Here is a 25,145-nt window from a genome sequence, read left to right as displayed (position 1 = left end):
CGAACTGAAAAGGACCGACGGTGAGCGACACGAACCAGAACAGCCAGGGACCATACGGACGAGACGGCGCGGGTGAGGGCAATCGCGGCCCGATCATCCCGAAATCCCCGACCGAAGCGCTTCGGCCGGAAAAAGTGCCGGCTCCACCGAAGCGCTCCCGCAAGGCCCATGGCCAGCTGGTGATCTTCCTGAATTTTCTGATGACGCTTGCGGTTGCCGTCTGTGTGCTTGCTGTCGCAGCCTTCTATTACATGATCAATGCGTTCCAGGAGCCCGGTCCGCTTCAGACGAACACACATTTCACGGTGCGCAACGGCGCAGGCCTCATCGAGATCGCCAATAATCTCGAGCGCAATGACGTCGTATCCAATGCCCGTGTCTTCCGCCTGATGACGGGCAGCTACCTGCAGAAGGACCAGACGCTGAAGGCGGGCGAATACGAAATCAAGGCCGGCGCATCGATGAAGGATATCATGATGCTCTTGGAGTCGGGCAAATCGATCCTTTATTCCGTATCGTTGCCGGAAGGTCTGACCGTCAAGCAGATGTTCGCGCGGCTTGCCGCCGACGAGGTGCTGGATGGCGAATTGCCCGCCACCCTGCCGCCGGAAGGCAGCCTTCGCCCCGATACCTATCGCTTTACCCGTGGTACGAAGCGTGAGGAAATCATCAACCAGATGAGTGCGGCGCAGGAGAAGCTGATCGACATGATCTGGGAACGTCGTGACCCAGACCTGCCAATCAAGACGGTCGAGGAATTCGTGACGCTCGCCTCGATCGTGGAGAAGGAAACCGGCAAGGACGACGAGCGCGCCCATGTCGCTTCGGTGTTCTACAACCGGCTGAAGAAGGGCATGCGCCTGCAATCCGACCCGACGATCATCTACGGTCTCTTCGGCGGCGACGGTAAACCGTCCGACCGTCCGATCTACCAGTCGGACCTGCAAAAGCAGACGCCCTTCAACACCTATGTCATCAAGGGCCTGCCACCGTCTCCCATCGCCAATCCGGGCCGGGCCGCACTCGAGGCGGTTGCCAACCCGTGGCGCACCGATGACATCTACTTTGTTGCCGATGGCACCGGCGGCCATGTGTTTGCAAAGACGCTGGACGAACATAACGCCAATGTGCGCCGCTGGCGCAAGATCGAGGCCGAAAAAGCGGCTTCCGGCGCCAATCCCGATGTTGTCGTGGATGGTCAGCCCGGCGGCACCGAGGCGGAAAAACCGGCCAATAACTGATAGTTCTGACCGGGCCTTGCCATCGCAAGGCCCGGTTTTTTGCACGGCATGATGGGGGCTTTCTGAATATGACATTGCAATCGATGACCGGGTTCGCGCGCAGCGAAGGAACCTCCGGCCGTTACCGCTGGGCGTGGGAATTGCGCTCGGTGAACGGCAAGGGGCTCGATGTGCGCCTGCGCCTGCCAAACGGTCTGGAAGCGCTGGAAACGGGCCTGCGGGAAATCGCGGCACAGCATCTTTCCCGCGGCAATATTCAGGCAGGATTGACGCTGGCGATTGCGGAAAACCGGCTGGAGGCGGTGATCAACCGCGATGCTCTTGCCGCAGTTCTCGCTCTCAAGGAAGAACTGGGCGACGTCGTCGACGACAAGCCGCTGAGCTTCGATACGCTACTGTCGCTGCGCGGGCTCGTCGATTTTCGCGAGGCGGAAGATGACGCCGAGGCGCAAGCCGCGCGCAACGCCGACGTGCTTGCGGGCTTTGCCGCCGCCGTCGAGAAGCTGAAGGACATGCGCGAGCGGGAAGGGGCTTCCCTGTTTGCCATCCTGTCCGGGCAGATCGACAGGATCGAGCAACTCGTGAACCTCATCGAAAACGATCCTTCCCGCCAGCCGGAACAGATCGCTGCAAGGCTTGCCCAGCAGATTGCCCTTATTGGCGATGGGATGCACGGGCTCGATCGCGACCGTCTGCACGCCGAGGCCGCACTGATCGCTACCAAGGCGGATCTGCGCGAAGAGGTCGACCGGCTACACGCACATGTCCAGGCATCGCGCGAACTTTTGGCTCATGGCGGGCCAGTTGGCCGCAAGCTCGATTTTCTTGCACAGGAATTTAACCGCGAGTCGAATACAATCTGTTCCAAATCGAACGCCAGTGCGGTAACCGCAGCAGGCATAGAGCTGAAAGTGGTTATCGACCAGTTCCGCGAGCAGGTCCAAAATCTGGAGTAGACCCATGGTTCCGGTGAACAATTCCCCTGTTACGATTGCCCGCAGAGGGCTGATGCTGGTGATTTCATCGCCATCGGGCGCTGGTAAGTCCACGATAGCGCGCAACCTGCTCGACAAGGACAAGAACATCAGCCTGTCCGTCAGCGTGACGACGCGCCCGCGCCGCCAGAGCGAGATTGAAGGCATCCACTACCACTTCATCTCCAAGCGCGACTTCGAGCGCCTGCGTGACAGCGATGAGCTTCTGGAATGGGCCGAGGTTCACGGCAATTTTTACGGCACGCCGCGCGAGCCGGTGGAAGTGGCGATGGCGGCCGGACGCGACATGCTGTTCGACATCGACTGGCAGGGCGCCGAACAGCTTCAGGACAAGATGAAGGCCGACGTCGTGTCGATCTTCATCCTGCCGCCAACCATGACCGAGCTGCAATCGCGCCTGCACCGCCGCGCCGAGGACACCGAAGCGGTGATCCAGACCCGGCTTCTCAATTCCCGCGCCGAGATCGAGCACTGGCGCGATTACGACTACGTCATCCTCAACGACGACCTGCAGGCGGCCTTCGAGGCCGTAGAAGCGATAGTCAAGGCCGAACGTGTGCGCCGCGACCGCCGCCACGGCATGTTCGATTTCGTGCGCGGACTGCTTGCGGAAGAACCGCAGCTCTGATTTGGCAGTTAAAGCGGCGTGTTATCTCTAATGCTGACGTAGCCATTGCCGGGACAGGCGCTCGTCTGCCGCGTCTGCTGCCCAGCCGTGGCCTGTGTCGAGTGTGTCCAGTACCACATCCGCGCCCGCAGTCGAAAATTGATCGGCCAAATGGGGCGCATCATCGCGATGCCGCCGCTCATCATGCGCACCTGCAAGCAGGAGCGCAGGATATCCGGTGAGCTTCGGAAAATGCTCGTTATTGCGTGGGGATAGTGGCCGAAGCAGAATTGCACCCCTCGACAGATGACGATTCTGGCAGATTGTTTCAGCCGCGATGATCGCACCGTTTGAATATCCCACGAGAAAGGGTCTTTGCCCCGTCTGCTGAAATACGAATTCGATAAACCGGCAAAGCCCGGCGGCTTGATGTTTCAGGTCGTCGATATCGAGTTGTCTGTCGGGCTTTCTGCGAAAAAACGCGAAGCCATTTTCCCATGGCACAATGCCTCTCGGAGCATACAGAATGCCGTTGGGGAAAACGGCACGGCCAAACAAAGCGAGATCTTCCTCCGTTCTTCCCGAACCGTGTAGCAACACGACCGCGCAATCAGGCGATCCGACGGGCATGTGGAGCTTGTAGTGAAAACCGGCACTCTCCACGCGCTTGTCCCCTAATTCTGTCACCCGCGTTAGAAGTGCCGAAACGTCGCCTTCAATTACAGGCAGTTCGCCAGCGTCACAAATTCCTCGACCGACAGCGTTTCAGCCCGTCGTGTCGCGTCAATGCCTGCCTTTTCCAGCAGAACTTCACCGCCAAGGCTTTTCACGCTCTGGCGCAGCATCTTGCGGCGTTGGCCGAAGGCGGCTTCCGTTACCTTTTCGAGCTTCGCGACATCGCAGGGCAGCGGCTTTTCCTTTGGCAGCAGATGCACGACCGTCGAGGTAACCTTAGGCGGTGGGCTGAAGGCCTGCGGCGGGACGTCGAAGGCCATTTCCGAAACCGTGCGCCAGCCGGCGAGAACGCCAAGGCGGCCGTAATGGTTGTCGCCTTCTTCTGCCACGATGCGCTGGCCGACTTCCTTCTGGAACATCAGCGTCATGGAGAGCCAGAAAGGCGGCCATTCTTTCGGCAGCAGCCAGTTGACCAGCAATTGCGTGCCGACATTGTAAGGCAGGTTGGCAATGATCCGCACCGGTTCGCCAGCGGGAACCAAAGCCTCGAAATCGGTCTTCAGCGCATCACCCTCGATGACCTCAAGACGTCCGGGATAATGCGCTTCGATCTCCGCAAGTGCCGGCAGGCAGCGGCTGTCCCGCTCAATGGCGATAACCTTTTTGGCACCGAGCGATAGAATGGCGCGGGTGAGGCCGCCAGGCCCGGGGCCAACCTCAATGACCGTCACGCCGTCAAGCGGCCCAGCGGTTCGGGCGATCTTCTGGGTGAGGTTGAGATCGAACAGGAAGTTCTGCCCGAGCGACTTCTTAGCGTCTAGCCCATGGCGCTGAATGACATCGCGTAGCGGCGGCAATCCGTCAATCGCGGCCATTATGCGCCGACCCGGCTGCGAAGAGAAATCTCCGCCGCCATCTTCAGCGCTGCGACAAGGCTCGTTTCGCTGGCAATGCCCTGGCCGGCGATGCCGAAGGCGGTGCCGTGGTCGGGCGAGGTCCTGATGAAGGGCAGGCCGAGCGTGACATTGACGGAATCGTCAAAGCCAAGCGCCTTGGCAGGGATAAGGGCCTGATCGTGATACATGCAGACGGCGACATCATAGCGCCTGCGGGCGGCATCGTGGAACATCGTATCGGCGGGCAGGGGGCCGAAAGCGTCGATCCCGTCTTTCCGCAACCGTATGGTCGCAGGGTGAACCACATCGCGGTCCTCCGTGCCCAATGCCCCATCTTCACCCGCGTGCGGATTGAGACCGGCGACCGCCAGTCGTGGTGCCTCGATGCCGAATTTCTGCCGCAGATCAGCATCGATAATGCGGCAGGTCGTAACGATCAGCTCTTCCGTCAGCGCCGAAGGCACGTCTTTTACTGGGATATGGATCGTTACCGGCACGACGCGGACCTTGGGTCCGGCAATCATCATCACCGGCATCACCTGTTTGCCGGTCAGGCGCAAAGCCAGATCGGCGAGAAATTCCGTGTGACCGGGAAAACCGAAGCCTGCTTCGTAAAGCACGGATTTCGCAATCGGATTGGTGACGACGGCGGAAGCCTTGCCCTCGACCGTCAAGGCAACGGCGAGCTCGATCGCTTTGATCGTCGCATGAGCGGCTCCGACATGCGGCTGGCCGGCCTGAACCTCGAAACCGACGGGAAGAGGAAGAACGGGAAAAGCACGGTCGAACACGCCGACGGCGTCCGCCGCTTCGCAGGTCTCGATATTGACCGGTATGCCAAGCAGCGCCGCACGGCTCGCCACCACATCGGGATCGCCGATGAAGATGAAGGGCGCCACGCCGTTCTCCCGGCGCTTGGCCCAGGCGGCAATGGCGATATCAGGGCCGATACCGGCTGGATCTCCCTGTGTCAGGGCAAGCGGCAGGGATGCATGTGTCACGGAAAGGCCGGCTCTCGTATCAGGTGTTGACGATCTGCGCCTTCTTGCGCAGCTCATCCATATATTTCTTCTCGTTCGGGTTTTCGCCACCCTTGGCCTTCATCAGGTCTTCGGACTTGAACACCATTTCCGCTGCGTAATCGTCGGAAACCTGACGCTGCTTGCAGATTGCCAGATATTCGACGCCCTTTTCGGTCACACGTGTTCCTGTGGTGCCGCCTTCCTTGGTCTTTTCCACGAGAGGCTTCCACTCTTCCGGCAGTTCGGGCGCCAGAATCCGTCCAAGATCCTTGATCGCCACGTCCCGCATGGTGGCCGCGAAAGTCATGGCCTGGTCGCAGCCCGGATAACGCTTGCGCGAGGCTTCAGCCTCGGCCTTGCGCTTGCCGGTGATGGCATTGCGCTTCGATTCCGGAATGACAAAGATCACCTGTTGCAGGAAATATTCCGTCGTTACCGGCTTGTCGCCGCGTTCCCTCAGGCGGGTGACGAGGTCCTGGTTAGACATCTTGCCACGCGCACCATAACGGGCGTTCACAAGGCGCGGCCAGCTCATCTGCACGGCAATGAAGGCTTTGAAGTGGTCGGCGCCGACACCGGCCTTGGAGAGGATCTGCGTCAGCTGTTGCGGGTTCATCTTGTTGTTTGCAGCAAAGCGCGCAAAAGCCGCATCGACTTCTTGGGTGCTGACCGACATTTTCACACGGCCGATTTCTTCGCGTTTCAGCGCCTCATCAACCAGCTGCTCGCGTGCCTTTTCGGCGAGATTGCCGGATTGACGCTGCAACTTCAGAAAGGCGACACGCCTGGCAATGTCGTCGTTGGTGATGGGGGTCTTGTTGACGACGATCTTGACCGTGCTGTCGGCGAAGGCCTGGCTGGCAAAGGGCGCAACGGCCATGGGAACGGCGAATATCGCAAAGGCGAAAGCAGCGCCACGCAAAGCCGTCTTTCCGAAATTCATCATATCCTTCTCCCTTTCGTCGGGCGGGGGTCTGTTTCCCCGTCCCGCCAATCTGTTCTGTCTGCCAATGGGGAATATTCCTTACCCCGGCTTCTCAGATCTGCACCTGTGCATCCGCACCGCGAATTTGCCACGTATATATCATCGCGATCTGCAAGACGGCAATGTGTCGGTTTGTTGAAAGAAACCCGATGGTTCTATACCGGACGAACCCTGGCGCGTTGTTGCGGCAAAACCGTGACTTTTACTGGCTGGATGGCAAAAAGGCAGGCCACGATGCTGTCTGGCCTGCCTTTAAACTCAGTAATTGTTCGGTTTCCAGCCGATATCCATATCGGCCCAGTCCTCGTTTGCGGAGCCGATGCTGACATCGCCGAGTGTGCGGAACGCCAGACGGGCATTGATCGACCAGTCATTGGCGGCCTGCCGGCTGGACGTGATATTGCCCTCGTCGGAGTAGCTGACCGTCAAGATCGTGCATTCATCTTGATAGGCGATGCCAATACGGCGCTCGGCGGCAAATTTTCCGTTCAGATCGTAGTTGATCGAGCCGAACAGCGACCAGTTGTCGTCCATGCGCAGCGTACCGGACGCCTGAACGATATCGCGGTCTTCATTGTAGCCGTACTGCGGCTGCGCCTTGACCTGCGTATAGCTGAGCTTGCCGGTGAGGCGGCGGTCCGAATAGCTGACGCCTGTCTCGGAACGGTTGATCTCGAGATTGTCCTTGTCGAAGCGCAGGCTCGACGACAGCGAAAGACCGATTGGCGCATCGAAGGCTGCCATGGCGACGTAGTCCGAGCGGTCGGATTCGAGACCGGAATTCGCGCCGACATTGACGAGATCGTAGGAGGCGAAAGAATTGTCACCCGCCAGATGGAAAGACTGGCCGGCAATGGCGCGAATGCCGTAGCCATTGTCGAATGTGCCGTTGTAGCGCAGACCGATGTTTGCGCGCGTGCCGCCCTCGATCCGGTCGAAACCGGAGAACTTGTCACGTTCGAACAGGTTGGTCGCGTCGAACACGAAAGCCTGCGAATCTTCGTTGGGGAAGCGGCCGGCATATTGTTCGTTCGGACGCACAAAAATCTGCGCAATAGGCTCGATCACATGGTTGCTGTTAAGCGCGGTGAACAGCCAGGGGTAACGCACTTCCAGACCGCCGGTTACCATGCCTCGCAACGCCGCATCGTCCTGCATCATGCCCTGATAGGCATAGGACGTGCCACCCGATGTAAAGCTTGCCGCCGACATATCCGTCCACAGCGCATCGCCACGGGCGGCAAGGATCGGCGTGATCTGCAGGCCGCTATCCATCGTGAAGGTGCGCTTCCATTCGGCTTCGGTGGAAAGGCGTGTGTAAGAACCCTCCAGGCCGTTGAAGCGTGGATAACCGCCCAAAGCGTAAGAATCCTGCGTCGACCGGCTGATGCTGGTAAAATTCGTGGTCAGTGATAGTTCACCGCCATAGATTGGATCCGGCACGAAGTATCGATAATCCATCACAGGATGAACGATCGCCTGCTTTCGCTCCTTCAGTTCGGAATTGTCCGTATCCTGAACGTTGAAGTAATAGCCGCGGGCGTCGAAGCTGTTTCGCTCACTCATGCCGCTCAGATATATCTGGTTCGTCTGAACGTCGTTTTTGTAGCCTTTTAGATTATAGGTACGCGAGAAGTTGTTGTCCGTCTGCACCATCGCATCCCAGCCGAAGGCCCAGCGCGGATTGATGCTGAAATTGCCCTTGCTTGCCACCATGCCGCGCTGGTCGTTCAGCGCATCGCTAGTTCCTGCGATAAATGTATCAGAAGATTGCTGGCTGATGCCGGCGATCGTCAGCGTATGCATGCCGGTTTCGAAACGCTGGCGCAACTCCGCCTGAAGCAGCAAGCCCTGCTTGGTGTAATAGGTAGGGGTGATGGTCAAATCCGATGTATCGGAAAGGACCTGGAAGTAGGGTACACCGAAACCGAAGCCGAGCTTGTTGGTCATGCTCATCTGCGGAAACAGGAATCCGGACTTCCGCTTCACCGTATTGTCCGGAACCGTCAGGAACGGGACGTATGCGATCGAATGGCCGAAAAGCTGCAAGCGGGCTTTTTCCAGCCGGATCGTATGGGTCTTGCCGTCCTGAATGACACGTTCAGCCTTGACCTGCCACAGCGGCGCCTTTTCGGGCCGTTCGGCGCAGGGCAAACAGGCGGTATAGACGCCGTTATTGAGGACCATGCGGTCGCCTTCGAGCCGTTCGGCGCTTTCACCCGCGATGCGGGTATTGTCCGGGGTCTCGACGCGCAGCGCATTGACGAAGCCCTGACCGAAATCGTCAGTGACATCCATCTCGTCGGCATAGATCTTGTTGCCGCCGGGCTCGATCAGCTCGATGTTGCCGTGCGCAATCACGCGGCCCGTCTGCTGATTATATTCCACTTGCTGGGCCACCATACGGTAGCCCGAATAATGCATGCGAACCACACCCTTTGCGATGACACGCTGGGAATCGCGATTATAGGTCAGTTCATTTGCCGTAAGCAGGAGTTTCGAATCGTCTTGGCTTCCGGGCGCAAGCAAACCACCCTGGCCGAAAGCGACCGGGCTGGATGCCAAATATGCGCACACAGCGGCACCTGTCAGAAGGGCCGTCCAAAGCCGCCTGATATTCCCGCGGTCATATACCGCCACTAGCCGTCCTCCTGATGAAGCAGAATGGTTGCCCCCAAAGCCAACGCCACGATGACTGGAACCCAGACCGCGACGGTGGGAGGGACAACGCCACCACTCCCGAATGCCCTTACGAGCACGGTTACTACATAAAGCACGAAGCCGGAAACGATTCCACCCAGAATCACGGAGCGCGACTGGGCGAAGCGGCTGAACTTTAATGAAACTGTCGCGGCGATCAAGGTCATCGCAACCAGAAGCAGGGGCGTCGATAGCAGGAAATGATACTGCGTCTCAAGCGCTTTCGACGACAGTCCAAAAGACTTTGCAACTTCGATCTTGTGAGAAAGATCAAAGAAAGCAACGGTTTCCGTCTGCGTCATACGTTCCTGAACGAATTCCCGTCTCAGATTGGTACTGATCCGCGTGCTCTCTTGCCGAACTGGCACATGTCCCGCACGGGTTTCCGCGACGCCGTTAAGAAGCCAGTAACCATCTTCCAACTTTGCCGACTTCGCGTCCTGCCGGGAGACAATGTTTCCGTCCTTGTCGAGGTGGATCAGAACCACATCGAGAAGCATCGTTCCGTTGTCTTCGAAGCTCTTGGCGCCGATAATGGTGTCCTGGCCGCCGCTCGACTGGCGCATCCATGGAATGATGTCCTGCTGGCGTCCGCCGCTGCCTTCGTTACGCCAGCCCGCTTCCATCGACAGCGAGCGGTTCTGGCCCCATGCAGCGATTGGGTTGAGGACGAGGACGGACAGGATGCCGAGAAACACCGCACCAAGGACAAAAGGAAGGATGAATTGCCAGGCGGAGACGCCTGCCGCACGCGTGACGACTAGCTCGTAACGCCGGTTGAGCGAGATCAGCGTCGTCATGCCGACAAAGAGTGCGATGAAGGGAATAGTCTGCTGCAGGATCAACGGCAGGCGAAGTGCGGTGAGACCAAGTGCGCCTGGAACCGAATAGCCCGGCACGCTGGACATGCGCCGCGCCGTTTCGCTGAAATCGGCAAGATAGATAATTGCCGATACGCCGAGCAGGAACCAGATGGCCGTGATCAGATACCGTTTGAGGAAATACCGGGCGAGGGTGCTGAAAATCATGCGTTACCGCTCCCCGAGCTTCGCGCCAGCCGGCTGGAGAAAAGACGGCGCAGACGGCTGGCCGTATCCGCGATGATCTTCGGCATTCTCGGCTTGCGACCCGTGATGAGAATAAAGGCGGCGGCGGCACCGCTGAGGCCCGGCACGGCATAGACCAGCGGAATGAAGGCCGCGCTCTGCTTGACCTGGTTGGTGACGTAAAAACCGAGCCAGCGCAGCATGAAGGCCGTCACCAGCGCAGCGACCATCGGATGCATCCGCGCTTCACGATGCGAGCGCGCATCAGCGGCTATGACCAGCGATATCAGTGCGAAGGCGAAGGCGAACATCCAGTCCGACAGGCGCTTGTGCAACTCACTGCGGAAGCTTTCGGGAGACCGCTTGTAACTCGCGTTGTTCTCGTCTGGCGAGAGAAGGAAACCGAGGCTCGCATCGCCCGGAGAAAGCGACGGTTCGGAAGTCTGCTTTTCCGACATGGTCGAAAGGTCGAAGGCATAGGACAGGAACTTGACGATGGAGACCTTGCCATCAGGTGTTTTCTGCTGGACTTCGCCGTCGCGCATCGTCAGCGACGTGCCGCTTTCATCGATCATGCCTTCCTTGGCGTAATAGATAAGATCGAAATTGGGATCGCGGCGGTCGGCGACGAACAGGCCCTTGAGGATACGGCCCTGACGCTGGGCGATCTGCACGTAAAGGCCATCCTGAACGGCGCGGAAGGTCTTTTCCTCGATCACCGACGAGAGGAGGTCGGCATAGGCAGCCGCCACCATCTGCCTGGCCGAATTTCGGGCAGGCGGCTCGATGAAGTTGGTGATGGTGAAGGAAAGCGCACTTAGAACGGCAGCCAGAATGATAACCGGGCGAAACATCACAGAGCGCGACGATCCGGCCGCATCGATGATGGCAAGCTCGGAATCGTTGTTCATCGCCGTGAATGTCTGGGTGATGCCGATGACGAGGGCAAAAGGCAACACGACGGGGATCAGCGTCGGCAGGATCATCGTCGCCAGCGCCATGAAAGAGCCCATCGACTGGCCGGTATCGGTGACGAGGTTGATTCTCTGGAGAACCTGGATGGTCCAGATGATGGCCAGCACCGGCAGCAGCGCGACCAGAAACATCTGCGTTGTCCGTCGCAGGATATAGTTCTCGAGAAGCTTCATACTGCCCTTGTCGACATTGTTTTTCTGCGCGATCGCTCGCCGGATTTCCGCCTATCTAATCGCATCGTTTGCAATTGGCTATTCCGGCACGCTCACAAAAATGTTTTGCACGATGATTTTTCCACCGCCTGTGTCTTTTTGTGGAACAAGCTGTCGGTTTCATGACGCGTTCGGCCATTCCACAAAAATGCCTTTCCTTTAGCGAATGTCGGCCTTTAAAGAATGTGAGCCTTTAAAAATGCAGGGTTGCGCCGGGGGCCGAAAAGGCCATGATCGGGCGCACACGCAAGTTATCCACTAAGAGCAGGAAAACATGTCCGCCAAATTCGATATTTCTTTCGCCAATTCCGCCTCGCTTGAAAATACCCTTGCCGTTGTGCTGCAAGCCTCGGGTGAGGCGCAGGCAGCTGCCGGCGCATCGGAAGCCGATCCGGGTGGCGTGCTTGAACGGGCGGCAAAGATTTCGGGCTTTTCCGCAAAGTCCATGACGACACTCGACGTGATTGCGCCGCAGGGTTCGGGCGCCGACCGGCTTCTCGTCATTGGCCTCGGCAAGCCGGCGAAACTTGTCACCCATGACTGGTTGCGTGCCGGCGGCACCGCTGCCGCCAATTTCAGGAAGGCGGACAAGGTTGCCGTCTATCTAGATGCCCCGGGCGTCGATGTCGGTGCGCAGGCGGCTGCGGATTTTGCGCTTGGCCTGCTGCTGCGTGCCTATAGCTTCGATGCCTATAAGACCAAGAAGAAATCCGATGATGAGAAGTCGCCGAAGAAAGTAGAAATCGTCATCGTGACGGCAGTCCATCAGGAGGCGGAAAAGGCCTTTGCCGTGTCGGAGGCCGTCGCGGGCGGCGTTGTCCTGGCGCGTGATCTCGTCAACCTGCCGCCGAATGTTCTCGGTCCTGTCGAGTTCGCTGAAAAGGCGGAAGAGTTAAAGAAGCTCGGTGTCGAGGTCGAAATTCTCGGCGAGAAGGAGCTGAAGAAGCTTGGCATGAACGCGCTTCTCGGTGTGGCGCAGGGTTCGGCGCGTCCGCCCCGGCTTGCGGTCATGCAGTGGAACGGCGGCTCCAAGAAGGATGAGCCTATCGCCTTCGTCGGCAAGGGCGTTGTGTTCGATACCGGCGGTATCTCGCTGAAGCCCGGCCTTAACATGGAAGACATGAAGGGCGACATGGGTGGCGCTGCCGCCGTGACCGGCCTCATGCACACGCTCGCGGCCCGCAAGGCGAAAGCCAATGTGATCGGCGTTATCGGTCTGGTGGAGAACATGCCTGATGGTAACGCCCAGCGTCCCGGCGATATCGTCACCTCCATGTCCGGCCAGACCATTGAGATCATCAATACCGACGCCGAAGGCCGGCTGGTTCTCGCCGATGCGCTCTGGTACACCAAGGAGCGTTTCAACCCGAAATTCATGATCAACCTCGCCACCTTGACGGGAGCGATCACGGTTGCACTCGGCAATCTTCAGGCTGGCCTTTTCTCGAATGATGACGAGTTGGCTGAACGTCTTTCGCAGGCGGGCGATGTTACTGCGGAAAAGCTGTGGCGCATGCCGCTGGGCAAGGATTACGACAAGATTATTGATTCCAAATTCGCCGACATGAAGAACAGCTCCGGCCGTCTGGCGGGCTCTGTCACCGCCGCTCAGTTCCTCAAGCGTTTCGTGGGCGAAACACCCTGGGCGCATCTCGATATCGCCGGCACCGCCATGGGTTCGCCGATGACCGAGATCAACCAGTCCTGGGGATCCGGCTATGGTGTGCGGTTGCTGAACGAACTCGTTCGCGCCCATTACGAAGATTGATGCGACCGGAGCTGCAAGTCCGCAGATGACTGAAATCCTGTTCTACCATCTGACGGAATCGAAGCTGGAGGATGCATTGCCGCCCTTGCTCGAAAAATCGCTGGAACGCGGCTGGAAGGTCGCGATCCAGACGGTGGACGAGGAGCGCCGCGATTTCCTCGACACGCATCTGTGGACCTTTCGTGACGACAGTTTTCTGCCGCACGCAACGGATAGCTCCGCCGCGCCGCAAAACCAGCCGATTCTTTTGACGGCGTCGAATGCGAACGGTAACGAGGCGAGTGTGCGGTTTCTCGTCGACGGTGCCGAACCGCCGGCGGTGGAGGGCTATGAGCGGATAGTGTTCATGTTCGACGGATATGATGCCTACCAGCTGGAAATGGCGCGGAACCACTGGAAAAGGCTGAAGACCGAAGGTCATGCGCTGACCTATTGGCAGCAGTCGCCGGAAGGCCGCTGGCAGAAGAAGGCCTGATCACAGTTTCCCACACAAAAAGACTGGCAAAAATTCGCATGTGGCGCAGCCTGCCGGTTTTCGCATTATGAGCCGAATCAGACATAGCTGTCTGATCCGGCCGACAGGTGACGGACGGTGGCGGCTGCCACAGACGAAACAGCAGAAGGACATCATCATGGGACAGGCGATTTCACGGCCCGACGGGGAAATAGAGCGTCTGGTCGCGGTGCGGTCAATCATGTCCGTCAAGAATGCCGAGATGCCGGAACTGGAAGTGCTGTCTCGATTGGGGCAGGGCGTCTTTGACGTCCCGCGTGCGGCCGTCCATATCGTCGATGAGGACTGGCTCCATATTGCCGAACAGGCGGGAATGCAACTTTCGGAATGCCCGCGCGATCTGTCGATCTGCAACCGAGTAATTGCCAGGCAGGATGTCGTGGTCATTTCCGATCTGACCCAGCATCCGGATTTCCGCTTCATGTCCTATGTGAAAGGCGGTCCCGGATTGCGCTCCTATGCTGGCGCGCCGATCGAGTTGGAACCGGGTCTTGTGGTCGGCGCCTTTTGCCTTGTCGATACGGTGCCGAGAAAATTCTCTCAAAGCGAAATTGACAATCTGAAGCACTTTGCGCTGCTGGCGGCCGCACTCCTGCGTCTACAGAAGGCCAATTTCACAATGAGTCTGGCGGAGCGTGAATTGCGGGATGCGGTGATGACTGATCCGTTGACCGGCTTTTACAATCGCAAGGCGCTGGAGGCGATTGTCGATGGCCAGCTTGGCGCGGCTCTGCGTGAGAACGAGGCCTTCGGCGTGCTCTATCTCGATCTGGACGGTTTCAAGGCGATCAATGACACGTTCGGTCACCCGGCGGGTGACCGGGTACTGACCGCTGCCGCCGACCGCATTCGCAATTCGATCCGCAGCGAAGACACGGTGGTGCGCATGGGGGGCGACGAATTCGCCATTTTCATACCCCGTCCCAGCAGGTCTGAGGTGATGAACGGACTGGCAGACAGGCTTCTGGCAGCCTTCCGTGAACCCTTTGATGTTGACGGGCAGGCGGTCGGTGCGCGTCTCAGCATTGGCGGCGCCATCGCCCCTCAGGCCGGTGCTGACCGCGCCACGCTTTTGCGCAGCGTTGACGAGGCACTGTATCAGGCAAAAAAGTCAGGGCGCGACCGTTTCGTCAGCCGCGCCCTTTGATGCACCTGTCTTCCGGAAGGCTTCCAAAAGCCTTTCGGCTCCTCAGTCGTAGAAGGAATCCACGAATTTGTGGCGGCCGAGCAGGAAGGCATCGGCCACATGAGTCAACGGCGCAAGATCGACATCAGAGCGTCCGGCCTTGATGATTTCCGCAAAACGCTCGTAGAGCGCCGGATATTCCCGCTCAGGTTCCGACACCGCCTGCTCGCCATTGATGGAGAGCTTCGCGCCGCCTTCCGAAAGCACCATCTGCCCGGCCGCCGTTTCGGCAACGATATCCCAGCTCTGCTTGCCGGTCTGGCGCCAGTCGAACTCGGCGCGCACGGGCATTTTCGTAACGTCGGAAAAATGCAGCTCGGCAGCGATGGGCGCGTCGCGGTTTTCCGGGAACTCAAGCGTTGCCTTGGTCAGGAACAGCGCGCGGGGCAGGATGTGGGTGATGATCGACAGCGCATTGATGCCGGGATCGAACACACCGAGACCGCCCGCCTGCCAGATCCATGCCTGGTTGGGGTGCCAGTGGCGCACATCTTCTTTCCAGATGACATGCACGCTGTCGATTTTTGTCGAGGCGAGAAACGCCTTTGCAGCTTCAACGCCCGGCGCATAACGCGAGTGCCAGCTTGCAAATAGCGAAAGACCCTTCGAATCCGCAAGGCGAACGAGATCCTGAACTTCCGAAAGCGTTGCGCCCGGCGGCTTTTCGAGGAAAACGTGCTTGCCGGCATTCAGCGCCGCATATGCAGCCTCGTAACGGTACTGCGGCGGCATGCAGAGCGATACGGCCTCGATATCCTCGACGGCCTCCAGCATGGTCTCGATGGTGCCGTAAGAAGCGACGCCATCCACGGTACCGTGGCGGCTGGCCGTGCAGATCAATTCAAAATCCGGATTGCCTGCGATGGCGGGGAGGTGCTGGTCGCGAACGATTTTGCCGACGCCGACGATGGCAAGCTTGGTGGCTGACATGAAGTGGGACCCATTTGTATGATGCGTGGGATAAAGTGTGACTTTACGAGTTTTTTTAACATAAACGATCAAAGGAGCAAGGCGATCGTCCTTGCAGGTCCCGTCTTTTTTCGGTGCGTAACGGCATGGCAAAAATCGGTATGCATATTTTATGTTGCCTAATATTTGAAATGTGAAAATATTGTTTCAAATTTAAAAGTATTGATTTTTATAACTTAATGCTTTTAAAATTCGAACTCGAAGTTAAGTTCCGAAATATTAATGTATATTTTATATGTAAATCAATTCCAATTTCATTATTAAGTGTATTATAGTCAGAATTTAAAATACATATTTATATGGATTTTTTAAGTATTTAAACGAGGCTATTGTCAAATAAATACATACAGCGTAATTCTTGCATATTTATCTACGCTAAGTTCTTTAGTTTCGACGTAAAATTCGTTCGTTAGACTGTCTCGATGGTTTTCTCGTTCGGTTGTTGGTTGGCGCTTCGCTTCGTTTCTTGATTTTCCTGCTCGGCATTGTGCGACGCCGGCGGTGAGGAGGTACTCGAACTCGTGTCTTGTCAGTCGCTTGCTGTTGGCACCTGTCCGGCGATTTCGCCGAGGGCAGCCCGCGGTGGAGCGAGAGGTCGTGTGGAGCGATTGGCTATATGTACTGATTTTCCTGCGTAAACGCGGGATTTGTGAAGGTCAAACGCCGGAACCACGGCAAAAGAATAGTAATGACCGGGGGACATGCAGAGATGATGGAATTGATCGCCGCCCAGGCGGCCGCGTCAGCCGCCGAGTTGCCGTTCCTGCTGCTCCAGGCTGCGGCCCTTGTCGGCATGGTGTCGGTGCTGATCCTTCTGCAGCGAAACATCGCTCTCGATGACGCTCGTTATAAAATCTACTACGGCATCATCTTCGGGGTTACCGGTTTCTTGCTGACGCTACTGGTATCCGAGTTCATCAAGCTGCCTTCCAAGCCCTATATCCGCTCTGACCTGCTGTTCCTGGCTGGCGTGTTGGGGTCCTGGCAAGGCGGCTTGATAAGCCTGGCACTCGTCTCCGCAGGGCGATTTTTGTTTGGTGGTCCGGCACTCTTTGGGGCCGCTTTTCTGGATATGAGCATTATCTCGGCTTTCGGGATGGCAATGTATGGCTGGATGCGCCGGCGCAGTCTCACTGAACTCGGCGTCCGCGAGGTCTTCGGCGTATTCGCGGTCAGGATTTTCGCGGCGTTGTTCGCTGTTTGCGTGACCTACAGTCTCAGCATGATAAATCAGGACGTTTTTCTCAGTAACGTCGGACGGCGCATCTTCGGCTCGTTGGTCGGGTTGCCGATGATCGCCTGTCTGTTTCTGTTGCTGCGCAGCGAGGCGCGGGCGCGTGAAGAGGCAAGGAAACGCGATGCTGCGGCGCGGACGGATTCGTTGACGGGCCTGCCCAACAGGCGCGCCCTCAAAGACCATATCGAAGTCGTGATGCGGCAGGAGCCGGCCGTTCCGCACGCTCTCCTTCTCATAGAAATCGTCAATATGGCCGATGTCGCCGCCTGCCAGGGCGAGGATTGGGGCGATCTTTTCTGGCCGAGGCTGGCACAGGAAATCTGCAACGATGACAACGGTCTGCTGTCGAGTTCCAATGCACCGCGCAGCTTCATGTTCGGCGATACCACGCTTGCAGTCGTCATGTCGGGGATTTCGCTCGAGAAGTCGGAAAGCACAAGGCTGATAATGCGTCTCCACGACGGGTTAAGTACATTTTCACGGTCTGCGGATCCAGAACCGGTGCCGCATCTGAAAATCGGTGCCGCTAATCTGGATAAGCTTTCCCGGCAGAACGTGGCTTCCTTCCTCCGGCAGCTTAGTCTTGCGCTGCGAGGAAGCGAAAATCCGGTGCAGATATTCCCCTTCTCCTTCGCCGATAAGGCCACGCGGGACGAGGGGGTGCGCCAGATGCTGGTCAACTGGATCAGATCCGGCAAGCCGCCGATATTTTATCAGCCGAAATTCGAAATGCACAATCGCCGCATGATTGGCGCGGAGGCTCTTTTACGGGCGGTGGATGCGTGCGGACAGCCGCTTTCGCCCTATTATGTGCTGGAGATTGCCGAGCGTCACCGGCTGCTGGTGGAGTTTGAATGGTCGACGATCGAAGCCGTCGTCCGCGATCTCATCGACCTGCGGGGCCTCGACCCGGACTTTCATTTGGCGGTGAACATTTCCGCATCGTCTTTTGCCACTGCGGGCTTCGGAGGGCGGGTTGTGGCCTTTTTGAACGAGATGGGGGTCCCGGCGCACCGTCTGTCGATCGAAGTGACGGAGATGAGCAGGATACCGGCCATCGACATCGTTCAGCAGAATTTCGACAGATTGAGCGAAGCGGGCGTGCGGCTGGCGCTCGATGATTTTGGCACCGGTTATGCGGCACTCACCCTGCTTGCGCGGTTCCCCTTCGAGGAGGTCAAGATCGATCACTGGATGACGTCCCGGCTTGAACAGTCGCGGTTCCGGGAGGCCATCGCGCTCGCCTTCGAAAGCGCCGAACGTTACGGCGCCACGCTGGTGACGGAAGGTATCGAAACGGAAGAGCAGAGCAGGCTGCTCATGCAGATGGGAATCCGTTTCGGTCAGGGGTATCTTTATTCGCCCGCCGTGCCGCTCGAGCGGCTGCAGCCTCGCAGGGAATGCGCTTAGATTTTCGCACCAGCTTTATGACGCATCACTGCGTCATCGCATCCTCATATTCGCTCGAAAGCATCAGCCACTGCTCCTCGGCGTCCGAAAGCTTGCTCGCGGCTTCGCCACGCTCTTTGACTTTCTGCGCGGCCTTGGCAGGTGCCTTTTCGTACAAAGCAGGGTCCGCCAGTTCCTTGTCGAGCGACTGAATCACTTTCTCAAGCTTCGCCGTCAAAGATTCGATTTCATTGATCTTTTTCTTCAGCGGCGCAAGCTGGGCACGTTTTTCGGCGTTGGCCTTGCGCTGGTCGGCTTTCGATGTCTGGTCGGCGGTGGCTTCTGTCTTCTCTTCCTTCTTTTTTCCGGAAGATACGACGAGGTCGCGATATTCCTCCATGTCGCCTTCAAAGGTCTTCACCGTGCCGTCGGCCACCAGCCACAGGCGGTCGACAGTTGCCTCGATGAGATGCCGATCGTGCGAGATGAGGATGACTGCGCCGTTATAGTCGTTCAGCGCCTCGATAAGCGCCCGGCGACTGTCGATGTCGAGATGGTTGGTCGGTTCGTCGAGGATGAGCAGATTTGGCGCATGGAAGGCCGCAAGTCCCATCAGCAGCCGGGCCTTTTCACCGCCGGAAAGGTCTTTCGCCGCCGTCGCCATCTTCTCCGTCGCAAGTCCCATCTGCGCAACCCGCGCCCGCACCTGCGCTTCAGACGCCAGCGGCATCAGCTTGCGCACGTGTTCGACCGGTGTCTGGTCCGGCACGAGATCGTCCAGCTGATGCTGCGCAAAGAAGCCGATCTTCAGGCCCGGGGCGATGCGAAGATCGCCCGCTTGCGGCGCAAGCCGACCGGAGATGAATTTCGCAAAGGTCGATTTGCCGTTGCCGTTGGAACCGAGCAGCGCGATGCGGTCGTCATTATCGATGCGGAGATTGAGCTGCTTCAGAATGGATTTGCCCGGCTCGTAACCCACGGCACCGCCATTGATGGCGACGATGGGTGAGGCGGGCTGCTTTTCCGGCTCCGGGAACGTGATCGGCTGGACGTGATCCTCGATCACGGCGGCGACGGTGCCCATGCGCTCCAGCGCCTTGATACGGCTCTGCGCCTGGCGCGCCTTAGTGGCCTTGGCGCGAAAACGGTCGATGAAGCTTTGCAGATGTTTGCGCGCGGCCTCGTTTTTCACCTTCGCCTTCATCTGCAATTCGTCTGCTTCGGCTTTCTGGCGCTCGAACTGGTCATATCCGCCGCGATAGAAGGTCAGTTTCTTCTGGTCCAGATGCACGATGGAATTGACGGCATTGTTCAGCAGATCGCGGTCGTGGCTGATGATGATGACGGTATGCGGATAACGCCGGATATAGTCTTCCAGCCAGAGCGTGCCTTCAAGGTCGAGATAGTTGGTCGGCTCGTCGAGCAGCAGGAGGTCGGGTTCGGCAAACAGCACGGACGCGAGCGCCACGCGCATACGCCAGCCGCCGGAGAACGAAGAGGCGGGGCGAAGCTGCGCCTCGTGATCGAAGCCAAGACCGGCAAGAATGCTGGAGGCACGGGCTTCGGCCGAATGCGCGTCGATATCGACCAACCGCACCTGAATTTCCGCGATCCGGTGCGGGTCTGTTGCGGTTTCCGCCTCGGCCAGCAGCGCGCTGCGCTCCTTGTCGGCGGAAAGCACGATGGAAATCAGCGATTCTTCCGTTCCCGGCGCTTCCTGCGCAACCTGGCCGATGCGCGCGAGTTTCGGGATCGTTACCGAACCGCTTTCCGCTGAAAAGTCACCGGTGATGACCCGGAAAAGAGTGGATTTGCCGGCGCCGTTGCGGCCAACGAGGCCCACCTTCACGCCAGCCGGAAGCGTCACGCTGGCGTGGTCGAGAAGCAGGCGCCCGGCGATGCGGGCGGAGAGATCGGTAATCGTAATCATGGCGCCGTTTTGGCCGAACTGCGTGGCCAAGGCAAGAGCGCGCGCGCCACACCAGATCAGATATGCAGCTTCAACAGCCGAGCTGCGCCAGATAGCTGCTGCGGCTGCGTTGAGCCACGTCCCGGGAGTAGCCTATGACGCAATTGCGCGTGCCGCAGCGTGCGGACAGCAGGGCGAGCTCGGCATGGCTGAAAAATTCGGCTGATGTCGCGGTGCAGTCCACTGCCGCAACGCCGATCGAGACGGTCAGATGCTCGCCGTCGCCCTCACTGGTGACGAAACGCAGCGCCTCGACGTTCTGCCGCAACCGCTCTGCAATTGCTTCAGCTGTATTTTGCGAGACGTCGGCGAACAGAAAAGCGAACTCGTTTCCGCCGATGCGGGCTACGAAATCGTCCTTCTTGATCGTCTTGCGGAAAAGCGCTGCCAGCCGGCGCAGCGCCTTGTTGCCGGCGGTGGGGCCGTATTTGCCGTTGATTTCGCGGAAATGGTCGATGTTGAGCAGCACAAGCGATGTGGCTGATGCCCCCTGAGCGCCCGAAAACAGGTCGCCGAGCTTCTCGAGGAAAGCCGCCCGGTTGGGAAGCGCCGTCAAGGCATCACGCAGGGAATTCGCCTGAAGATCGGTCCGGCTTTTCTCAACCTCGCGGATTTTCATCAGCCCCATGGAAACGAAATGCCGGAGACTCGTTTGTTCCTCGTGAATATCGCCCATCAATTGCGCAAGCCGCTCCGTTGCAGGCAGCTCGGAGTGATCTTGCCCGGAAAGACTGGCAATAAATGTTTCGGTGCGTTGCAGGCCGGCTTCCAGCCGCGCGGAAATCTGCTTCAGCGTCTCGAAGGCCGTCGCTGCCATCTGCTCGGCCTCGATCTTCGAAAAACCCGGCAGATTGTGTCTCTGGCCGACAATATCGATTTCATGCTGTTGCGGCGCGTTGCCAAGGGCGAGAATATCGCGTCCCATCGCCGGGTTATGCCCCGACAATATTTCGTAGATCAGTTCGTAGTTTCGCGGCAGCGGTGCAATATTCATCTTGTCGATGAACTGAGCAATTTTTGTAAAGACGAGACCGTTCCTTGCCTTCTCGCGTTTTTTATCGCCCGCCGTTGACGTCACTGACAGCCCCAATACCAATAAATTATGAATGCACCGGTGATAACCGATTGTTGAACACGATTATTCTTACAAGCAACGGTTTAAAATAGGCTAAACCTGACGAGGTTTTCATTGCCGTGAGACCCCCATTCTCGTGGAGGGGACTGTTGCGCGCCGGATGCGGTTTTTGATCAGTAGTATGACAAATCCTGATTTGATTTCACGCGGCGGTCGTTTTTATATCGCATCATCGATGTAGCAGAAGAGGGTGCAGCCTATGACGACCTCCAGAACCTTATATTCACTTTGCGGAAGCGATAGCGCACGGCCGTTTTCTCCCCATTGCTGGAAAACCGTGCTTTCGCTGGCGCATAAGGGGCTGGATTTCGAGGAGCGTCCCTTGCCCTTCACGGTCATCCCGACGGTGGAGGACGGTTTTTCGAGGACCGTGCCGATCCTTCGTGATGGCGACCAGCTGGTGAGCGACAGTTTCGAGATCGCCCTTTATCTGGATGAAGCCTATCCGGAGCGGCCGTCGCTGTTTAACGGGGAAGGCGGCAAGGCGATGGCGCGTTTCGTTGAAAGCTGGTCGCAGACGGTACTGCACCCGGCCATCACCCGCATTGCCGTGCTCGATATCCACAATATGCTTGATGAGCCTGACCGCCTTTATTTCCGCGACAGCAGGACGAAGGCGCTCGGCCGGACGCTCGAGGATGTGGTGGCGAACCGTGAGGCGGAAATCGCGGCCTTCCCAGCGCTCCTGGCGCCGATCCGCCGCATGCTGGGCTTCCAGCCTTTCATCGGCGGCTCATCGCCGCTGTTTGCTGATTACATCGTTTTCGGTGCGCTGCAATGGGCAAGGATCACCACCGGAGCGGATCTGTTTTCCGAAAACGACCCCGTCCGTGACTGGTTCGAAGGCTGCCTTGACCTCCACGACGCCAGAGGCCGCAGTGTGACAGCGGCGTGAAATGTCTGCAGCCATCGTCGCAATGTGGTTGATCCCCCTTGTTTTCGGGCCTTTGGGCGGGTAAAGACCGCCCACTTTCTCTATAGGAAAAGGAAACGGACACATGGCGATTGAACGCACATTTTCGATGATCAAGCCGGACGCAACCAAGCGTAACCTGACTGGCGCGATCACCAAGGTATTTGAAGACAACGGTCTGCGCATCGTCGCCTCCAAGCGCGTCTGGATGAGCAAGCGCGAAGCCGAAGGCTTCTACGCCGTTCACAAAGAGCGTCCCTTCTTCGGCGAACTCGTTGAAGGCATGACCTCCGGCCCGACCATCGTTCAGGTTCTGGAAGGCGAAAACGCTATCCTCAAGAACCGCGAAATCATGGGCGCAACCAACCCGGCCCAGGCTGCTGAAGGCACCATCCGCAAGAGCTTCGCGCTTTCCATCGGCGAAAACTCCGTTCACGGTTCGGACGCTCCTGAAACCGCCGCACAGGAAATCGCCTACTGGTTTGCCGAAACCGAAATCGTCGGCTGATTCAAAATATCAACGGCTTGAATCGCCCTCTCAGGCGATGGCATGAAGCCGCTGAAAAGACTCGATGAAACGGAGCCGAAAGGCTCCGTTTTTTTGTTTTATTGCCGATAGAAGTTTACGCCGAAGCCATCCCCACGGGCCTCAGTTCTGTGACTAGCCCAGGGATGAGGGGAGGTTTTCACGACGCCGGACACCCCTCGACTGGCCGCATATCCGTCGTGCCGTCCGCTTTGAACACGTCCGGATTGGGTGTGTAGAGCGGGCCGACCGTCAGCGGTTTGGCGGGAAGGAGCGACTGGTCGGTGTCGGAGCGGATGGTGGTCTCTATCGTCTGCAGTACATCGCCTTCCGGCCCTTTGATGCGGATCGTGACCTTGTAGGGGCGGTCCTGCTTGACGCATTCGACCGGCGGACTTTGAACGGCGATCTTTTCATCTGCCGGGAAAATCTTCTCCCTGGTCGTCAGCTCGGTGCCGCCGCGGGGATTTTCGAAGCTCGCTTCCAGCGTGCTGCCGTCGCGGATGGGGGCGATACGCTGCAAGGTCACGAGATAGGTGGCAATCGCCACACGGTAGTTGAAGACGAACATGCGACCGGAAACCTTCGCGACATCCCGTGGTTCGTCCCGCTGACAGCCGGAAAGACCGAGCACCGCCGTGATCGCAAGCAATGGAATGGTTATTCCTCTCATGCCTGCGCCTCCTTCTTGCGGTGGTAATGCCGGCTGGCTTTCTGGCGGTTGCCACACACCGTCATGTCGCACCAGATGCGGCTTCTGTTCTTGCTGCGGTCGATGAAAAGCCAACCGCAATTGCCGCAAATCCGCAGCCGTTTCCGCGTCTCCGCCGCAAGCAGCGACAGAGCTGAATGGGCGGTCGCATTGGCAAGGCTCTCTCGCAGGGGAAACAACCGTAGTGCCGTGCCGCATGCGAAGAGAAGCCCGGCCAGCCGACCGTCGTCATCGTCGCCACTCGTCATCGAAGAGCGGAAATAATCGTCGATCGTCTCGCGAAGATCGAGAAATACCTGCCTCATGTCCGCTTCGGGCGCGATGAGTGCGGGAAACCTGTCGCGCTCCGCTCCGAGTCGAGTCGACGCCTCGGCAAAAGTGGCGATCTGCTCAGGCACAGCAAAACGGTCGACCGATTTTGCCGCGTCCGCGCGCAGGATGACGCTATTGGCGACATCGAGGGCCAATGCGCCGCCTGCGAAACGATGTTCTGTCCAGCGAAATGTCATGGCGACATTATAACTATCAAAATGGATTTTAACAGTTATAATGCGATGGGGAGGACGGATTGGCTTATTTCCTGCAACAATTGCTGAATGCCGTACCGATCGCCTCGCTTTATGCGGTTCTGGCGTTCGGCTATGCCATCGCCTTTTCGGTCACGAAACGGGCCGATGTCACCTATGGCGCGATCTTCGCTTTCGCCGGTCAGACCTGTCTGCTGTTTGCCGATTTTGGCTGGAACCGGCTGTGGCTGATCTTGCCTGCAACACTCGCGCTTGGGGCAGGGGCCGGTCTTTTCGGCGGTCTGTGGGCGGCGGCTTTCATCGGCAGGGCGGTGATGCGGCCCCTGGCGAAAGCCTCCCCCAATGCGGTGACGGTCGCCTCCATTGGCGTGCTGATCGCGCTCACCGAAAGTGCCAGACTTGCCGCCGGCACGCGACAATTATGGCTGCCGCCGCTTTTGTCCGAACCGGTGCGATTCTGGGCCGATGGAAGCTTCGCCGTCACCCTGACGTCGATGCAGATGCTGAACACGGCTGTCTTCTGCCTGCTCGTTCTCACAGGCACTTTCTACCTCCAGCGTTCCGGCTTTGGCAGACGCTGGAAGGCGGTGTCGGACGATGCTTTCGCCGCGTCACTGTGCGGGGTAAATGCAGGCAGGGTGTTCCTGCTGTCCTACTGTGCAGCGGGTCTGCTTGCCGCCATCGCCGGCGTCCTCGCCACGTTTTATTACGGCACCATGGATTTCGGTGCCGGTCTGGTGTTCGGCCTGAAGGTCGTGCTGATTTCGGCAGCGGGCGGTTATGCAAGCCCGCTCGTCTGCGCGCTCGGGGCTGCTGCCGTCGGATTCGCGGAAACGCTATGGGTCGGTTACGGCCCGGTTATCTGGCGTGATGCGGCGGTTCTGGCGCTTCTGGTGGGCTGGCTGATCGTCATGCGTAGCAGGGTGGAAGCGCCCTAGAGCATTTC

22 protein-coding genes are annotated in these 25,145 nt (G+C 58.4%); 10 read left to right on the top strand and 12 right to left on the bottom strand.

Going from position 1 to position 25,145, the window contains the following annotated elements; genetic code table 11:
• Positions 1 to 20 precede the first annotated feature (20 nt).
• The 3 genes from mltG (at position 21) to gmk (ending at position 2,864) form a co-directional block, all read left to right on the top strand.
• On the top strand, positions 21 to 1,241 hold the full coding sequence (gene mltG / locus ACQZ63_RS01830) for an endolytic transglycosylase MltG (RefSeq protein ID WP_003512383.1): 1,221 nt from the start codon (positions 21 to 23) through the stop codon (positions 1,239 to 1,241).
• Positions 1,242 to 1,309: 68 nt separating this feature from the next.
• Positions 1,310 to 2,197 (top strand): YicC/YloC family endoribonuclease, encoded by an 888-nt coding sequence (locus ACQZ63_RS01825; RefSeq protein WP_003512385.1) that lies wholly within the window; start codon positions 1,310 to 1,312, stop codon positions 2,195 to 2,197.
• Between the two features lie 4 nt (positions 2,198 to 2,201).
• Positions 2,202 to 2,864, top strand: coding sequence for a guanylate kinase (gene gmk, locus ACQZ63_RS01820; RefSeq protein WP_003512388.1), 663 nt, complete (start codon positions 2,202 to 2,204; stop codon positions 2,862 to 2,864).
• Between the two features lie 27 nt (positions 2,865 to 2,891).
• On the opposite strand, the gene ACQZ63_RS01815 is transcribed toward gmk, so the two are convergent.
• The 7 genes from ACQZ63_RS01815 to ACQZ63_RS01785 all read right to left on the bottom strand — a co-directional run bounded on the left by ACQZ63_RS01815 (position 2,892) and on the right by ACQZ63_RS01785 (position 11,315).
• Complete coding sequence (locus ACQZ63_RS01815; RefSeq protein ID WP_013635840.1) at positions 2,892 to 3,506, bottom strand: alpha/beta hydrolase; 615 nt, start codon at positions 3,504 to 3,506, stop codon at positions 2,892 to 2,894.
• A 56-nt stretch (positions 3,507 to 3,562) separates the two neighbouring features.
• Positions 3,563 to 4,393: a 16S rRNA (adenine(1518)-N(6)/adenine(1519)-N(6))-dimethyltransferase RsmA gene (rsmA, locus tag ACQZ63_RS01810; RefSeq protein ID WP_013635841.1), complete on the bottom strand. Its 831-nt coding sequence runs from the start codon at positions 4,391 to 4,393 to the stop codon at positions 3,563 to 3,565.
• A complete protein-coding gene (gene pdxA / locus ACQZ63_RS01805; protein ID WP_025592978.1) occupies positions 4,393 to 5,415 on the bottom strand; it encodes a 4-hydroxythreonine-4-phosphate dehydrogenase PdxA in 1,023 nt (340 codons plus the stop codon). The genes rsmA and pdxA overlap by 1 nt, the downstream gene beginning before the upstream one ends.
• A gap of 19 nt (positions 5,416 to 5,434) precedes the next feature.
• Positions 5,435 to 6,382: a SurA N-terminal domain-containing protein gene (locus ACQZ63_RS01800; protein ID WP_013635843.1), complete on the bottom strand. Its 948-nt coding sequence runs from the start codon at positions 6,380 to 6,382 to the stop codon at positions 5,435 to 5,437.
• 297 nt (positions 6,383 to 6,679) lie between these two features.
• The gene (locus ACQZ63_RS01795) at positions 6,680 to 9,061 is read right to left on the bottom strand and encodes an LPS-assembly protein LptD (protein WP_013635844.1); all 2,382 of its coding nucleotides are present in this window, start codon (positions 9,059 to 9,061) and stop codon (positions 6,680 to 6,682) included.
• Positions 9,061 to 10,149, bottom strand: coding sequence for an LPS export ABC transporter permease LptG (lptG, locus tag ACQZ63_RS01790; protein ID WP_013635845.1), 1,089 nt, complete (start codon positions 10,147 to 10,149; stop codon positions 9,061 to 9,063). Before lptG ends, ACQZ63_RS01795 begins: the two co-directional genes overlap by 1 nt.
• The gene (locus ACQZ63_RS01785) at positions 10,146 to 11,315 is read right to left on the bottom strand and encodes an LptF/LptG family permease (RefSeq protein WP_003512402.1); all 1,170 of its coding nucleotides are present in this window, start codon (positions 11,313 to 11,315) and stop codon (positions 10,146 to 10,148) included. The genes lptG and ACQZ63_RS01785 overlap by 4 nt, the downstream gene beginning before the upstream one ends.
• 313 nt (positions 11,316 to 11,628) lie before the next feature.
• Here ACQZ63_RS01785 and ACQZ63_RS01780 point away from each other — a divergent pair, with 313 nt between their 5' ends.
• From ACQZ63_RS01780 to ACQZ63_RS01770, 3 genes are all read left to right on the top strand, one after another.
• Positions 11,629 to 13,122, top strand: coding sequence for a leucyl aminopeptidase (locus ACQZ63_RS01780; RefSeq protein ID WP_113555891.1), 1,494 nt, complete (start codon positions 11,629 to 11,631; stop codon positions 13,120 to 13,122).
• A 25-nt stretch (positions 13,123 to 13,147) separates the two neighbouring features.
• Entirely contained in the window at positions 13,148 to 13,597 is a 450-nt protein-coding gene (locus ACQZ63_RS01775; RefSeq protein ID WP_003512404.1) for a DNA polymerase III subunit chi, read from the top strand.
• 157 nt (positions 13,598 to 13,754) lie between these two features.
• Positions 13,755 to 14,783, top strand: a complete 1,029-nt coding sequence (locus ACQZ63_RS01770; RefSeq protein WP_003512406.1) for a sensor domain-containing diguanylate cyclase — start codon at positions 13,755 to 13,757, stop codon at positions 14,781 to 14,783.
• Between the two features lie 42 nt (positions 14,784 to 14,825).
• Here ACQZ63_RS01770 and ACQZ63_RS01765 read toward each other — a convergent pair whose 3' ends face one another.
• A complete protein-coding gene (locus ACQZ63_RS01765) occupies positions 14,826 to 15,752 on the bottom strand; it encodes a Gfo/Idh/MocA family protein (RefSeq protein ID WP_003512408.1) in 927 nt (308 codons plus the stop codon).
• A 748-nt stretch (positions 15,753 to 16,500) separates the two neighbouring features.
• On the opposite strand from ACQZ63_RS01765, the gene ACQZ63_RS01760 reads away from it, so the two are divergent.
• Entirely contained in the window at positions 16,501 to 18,438 is a 1,938-nt protein-coding gene (locus ACQZ63_RS01760; RefSeq protein WP_112154981.1) for an EAL domain-containing protein, read from the top strand.
• Between the two features lie 25 nt (positions 18,439 to 18,463).
• Here the strand turns inward: ACQZ63_RS01760 and ACQZ63_RS01755 are convergent, their stop codons facing one another.
• Both ACQZ63_RS01755 and ACQZ63_RS01750 read right to left on the bottom strand, forming a co-directional pair.
• A complete protein-coding gene (locus ACQZ63_RS01755) occupies positions 18,464 to 20,347 on the bottom strand; it encodes an ABC-F family ATP-binding cassette domain-containing protein (protein WP_111783171.1) in 1,884 nt (627 codons plus the stop codon).
• A gap of 70 nt (positions 20,348 to 20,417) precedes the next feature.
• Complete coding sequence (locus ACQZ63_RS01750; RefSeq protein WP_162686628.1) at positions 20,418 to 21,464, bottom strand: GGDEF domain-containing protein; 1,047 nt, start codon at positions 21,462 to 21,464, stop codon at positions 20,418 to 20,420.
• A gap of 256 nt (positions 21,465 to 21,720) precedes the next feature.
• On the opposite strand from ACQZ63_RS01750, the gene ACQZ63_RS01745 reads away from it, so the two are divergent.
• Both ACQZ63_RS01745 and ndk read left to right on the top strand, forming a co-directional pair.
• Positions 21,721 to 22,416: a glutathione S-transferase family protein gene (locus ACQZ63_RS01745; RefSeq protein WP_038490568.1), complete on the top strand. Its 696-nt coding sequence runs from the start codon at positions 21,721 to 21,723 to the stop codon at positions 22,414 to 22,416.
• A gap of 103 nt (positions 22,417 to 22,519) precedes the next feature.
• On the top strand, positions 22,520 to 22,942 hold the full coding sequence (ndk, locus tag ACQZ63_RS01740; RefSeq protein WP_003502118.1) for a nucleoside-diphosphate kinase: 423 nt from the start codon (positions 22,520 to 22,522) through the stop codon (positions 22,940 to 22,942).
• A 178-nt stretch (positions 22,943 to 23,120) separates the two neighbouring features.
• On the opposite strand, the gene ACQZ63_RS01735 is transcribed toward ndk, so the two are convergent.
• Positions 23,121 to 23,633: a hypothetical protein gene (locus ACQZ63_RS01735; protein ID WP_113555890.1), complete on the bottom strand. Its 513-nt coding sequence runs from the start codon at positions 23,631 to 23,633 to the stop codon at positions 23,121 to 23,123.
• Positions 23,630 to 24,181, bottom strand: a complete 552-nt coding sequence (locus tag ACQZ63_RS01730) for a CGNR zinc finger domain-containing protein (RefSeq protein WP_115063963.1) — start codon at positions 24,179 to 24,181, stop codon at positions 23,630 to 23,632. The genes ACQZ63_RS01735 and ACQZ63_RS01730 overlap by 4 nt, the downstream gene beginning before the upstream one ends.
• 59 nt (positions 24,182 to 24,240) lie before the next feature.
• On the opposite strand from ACQZ63_RS01730, the gene ACQZ63_RS01725 reads away from it, so the two are divergent.
• Positions 24,241 to 25,137, top strand: a complete 897-nt coding sequence (locus tag ACQZ63_RS01725; RefSeq protein WP_113555888.1) for a branched-chain amino acid ABC transporter permease — start codon at positions 24,241 to 24,243, stop codon at positions 25,135 to 25,137.
• Positions 25,138 to 25,145 lie beyond the last annotated feature (8 nt).

Source organism: Agrobacterium sp. CG160-95, assembly GCF_053521725.1.
Note: the sequence above shows the minus strand (reverse complement) of the source record. Positions and strands in the feature narration are given on the sequence as shown.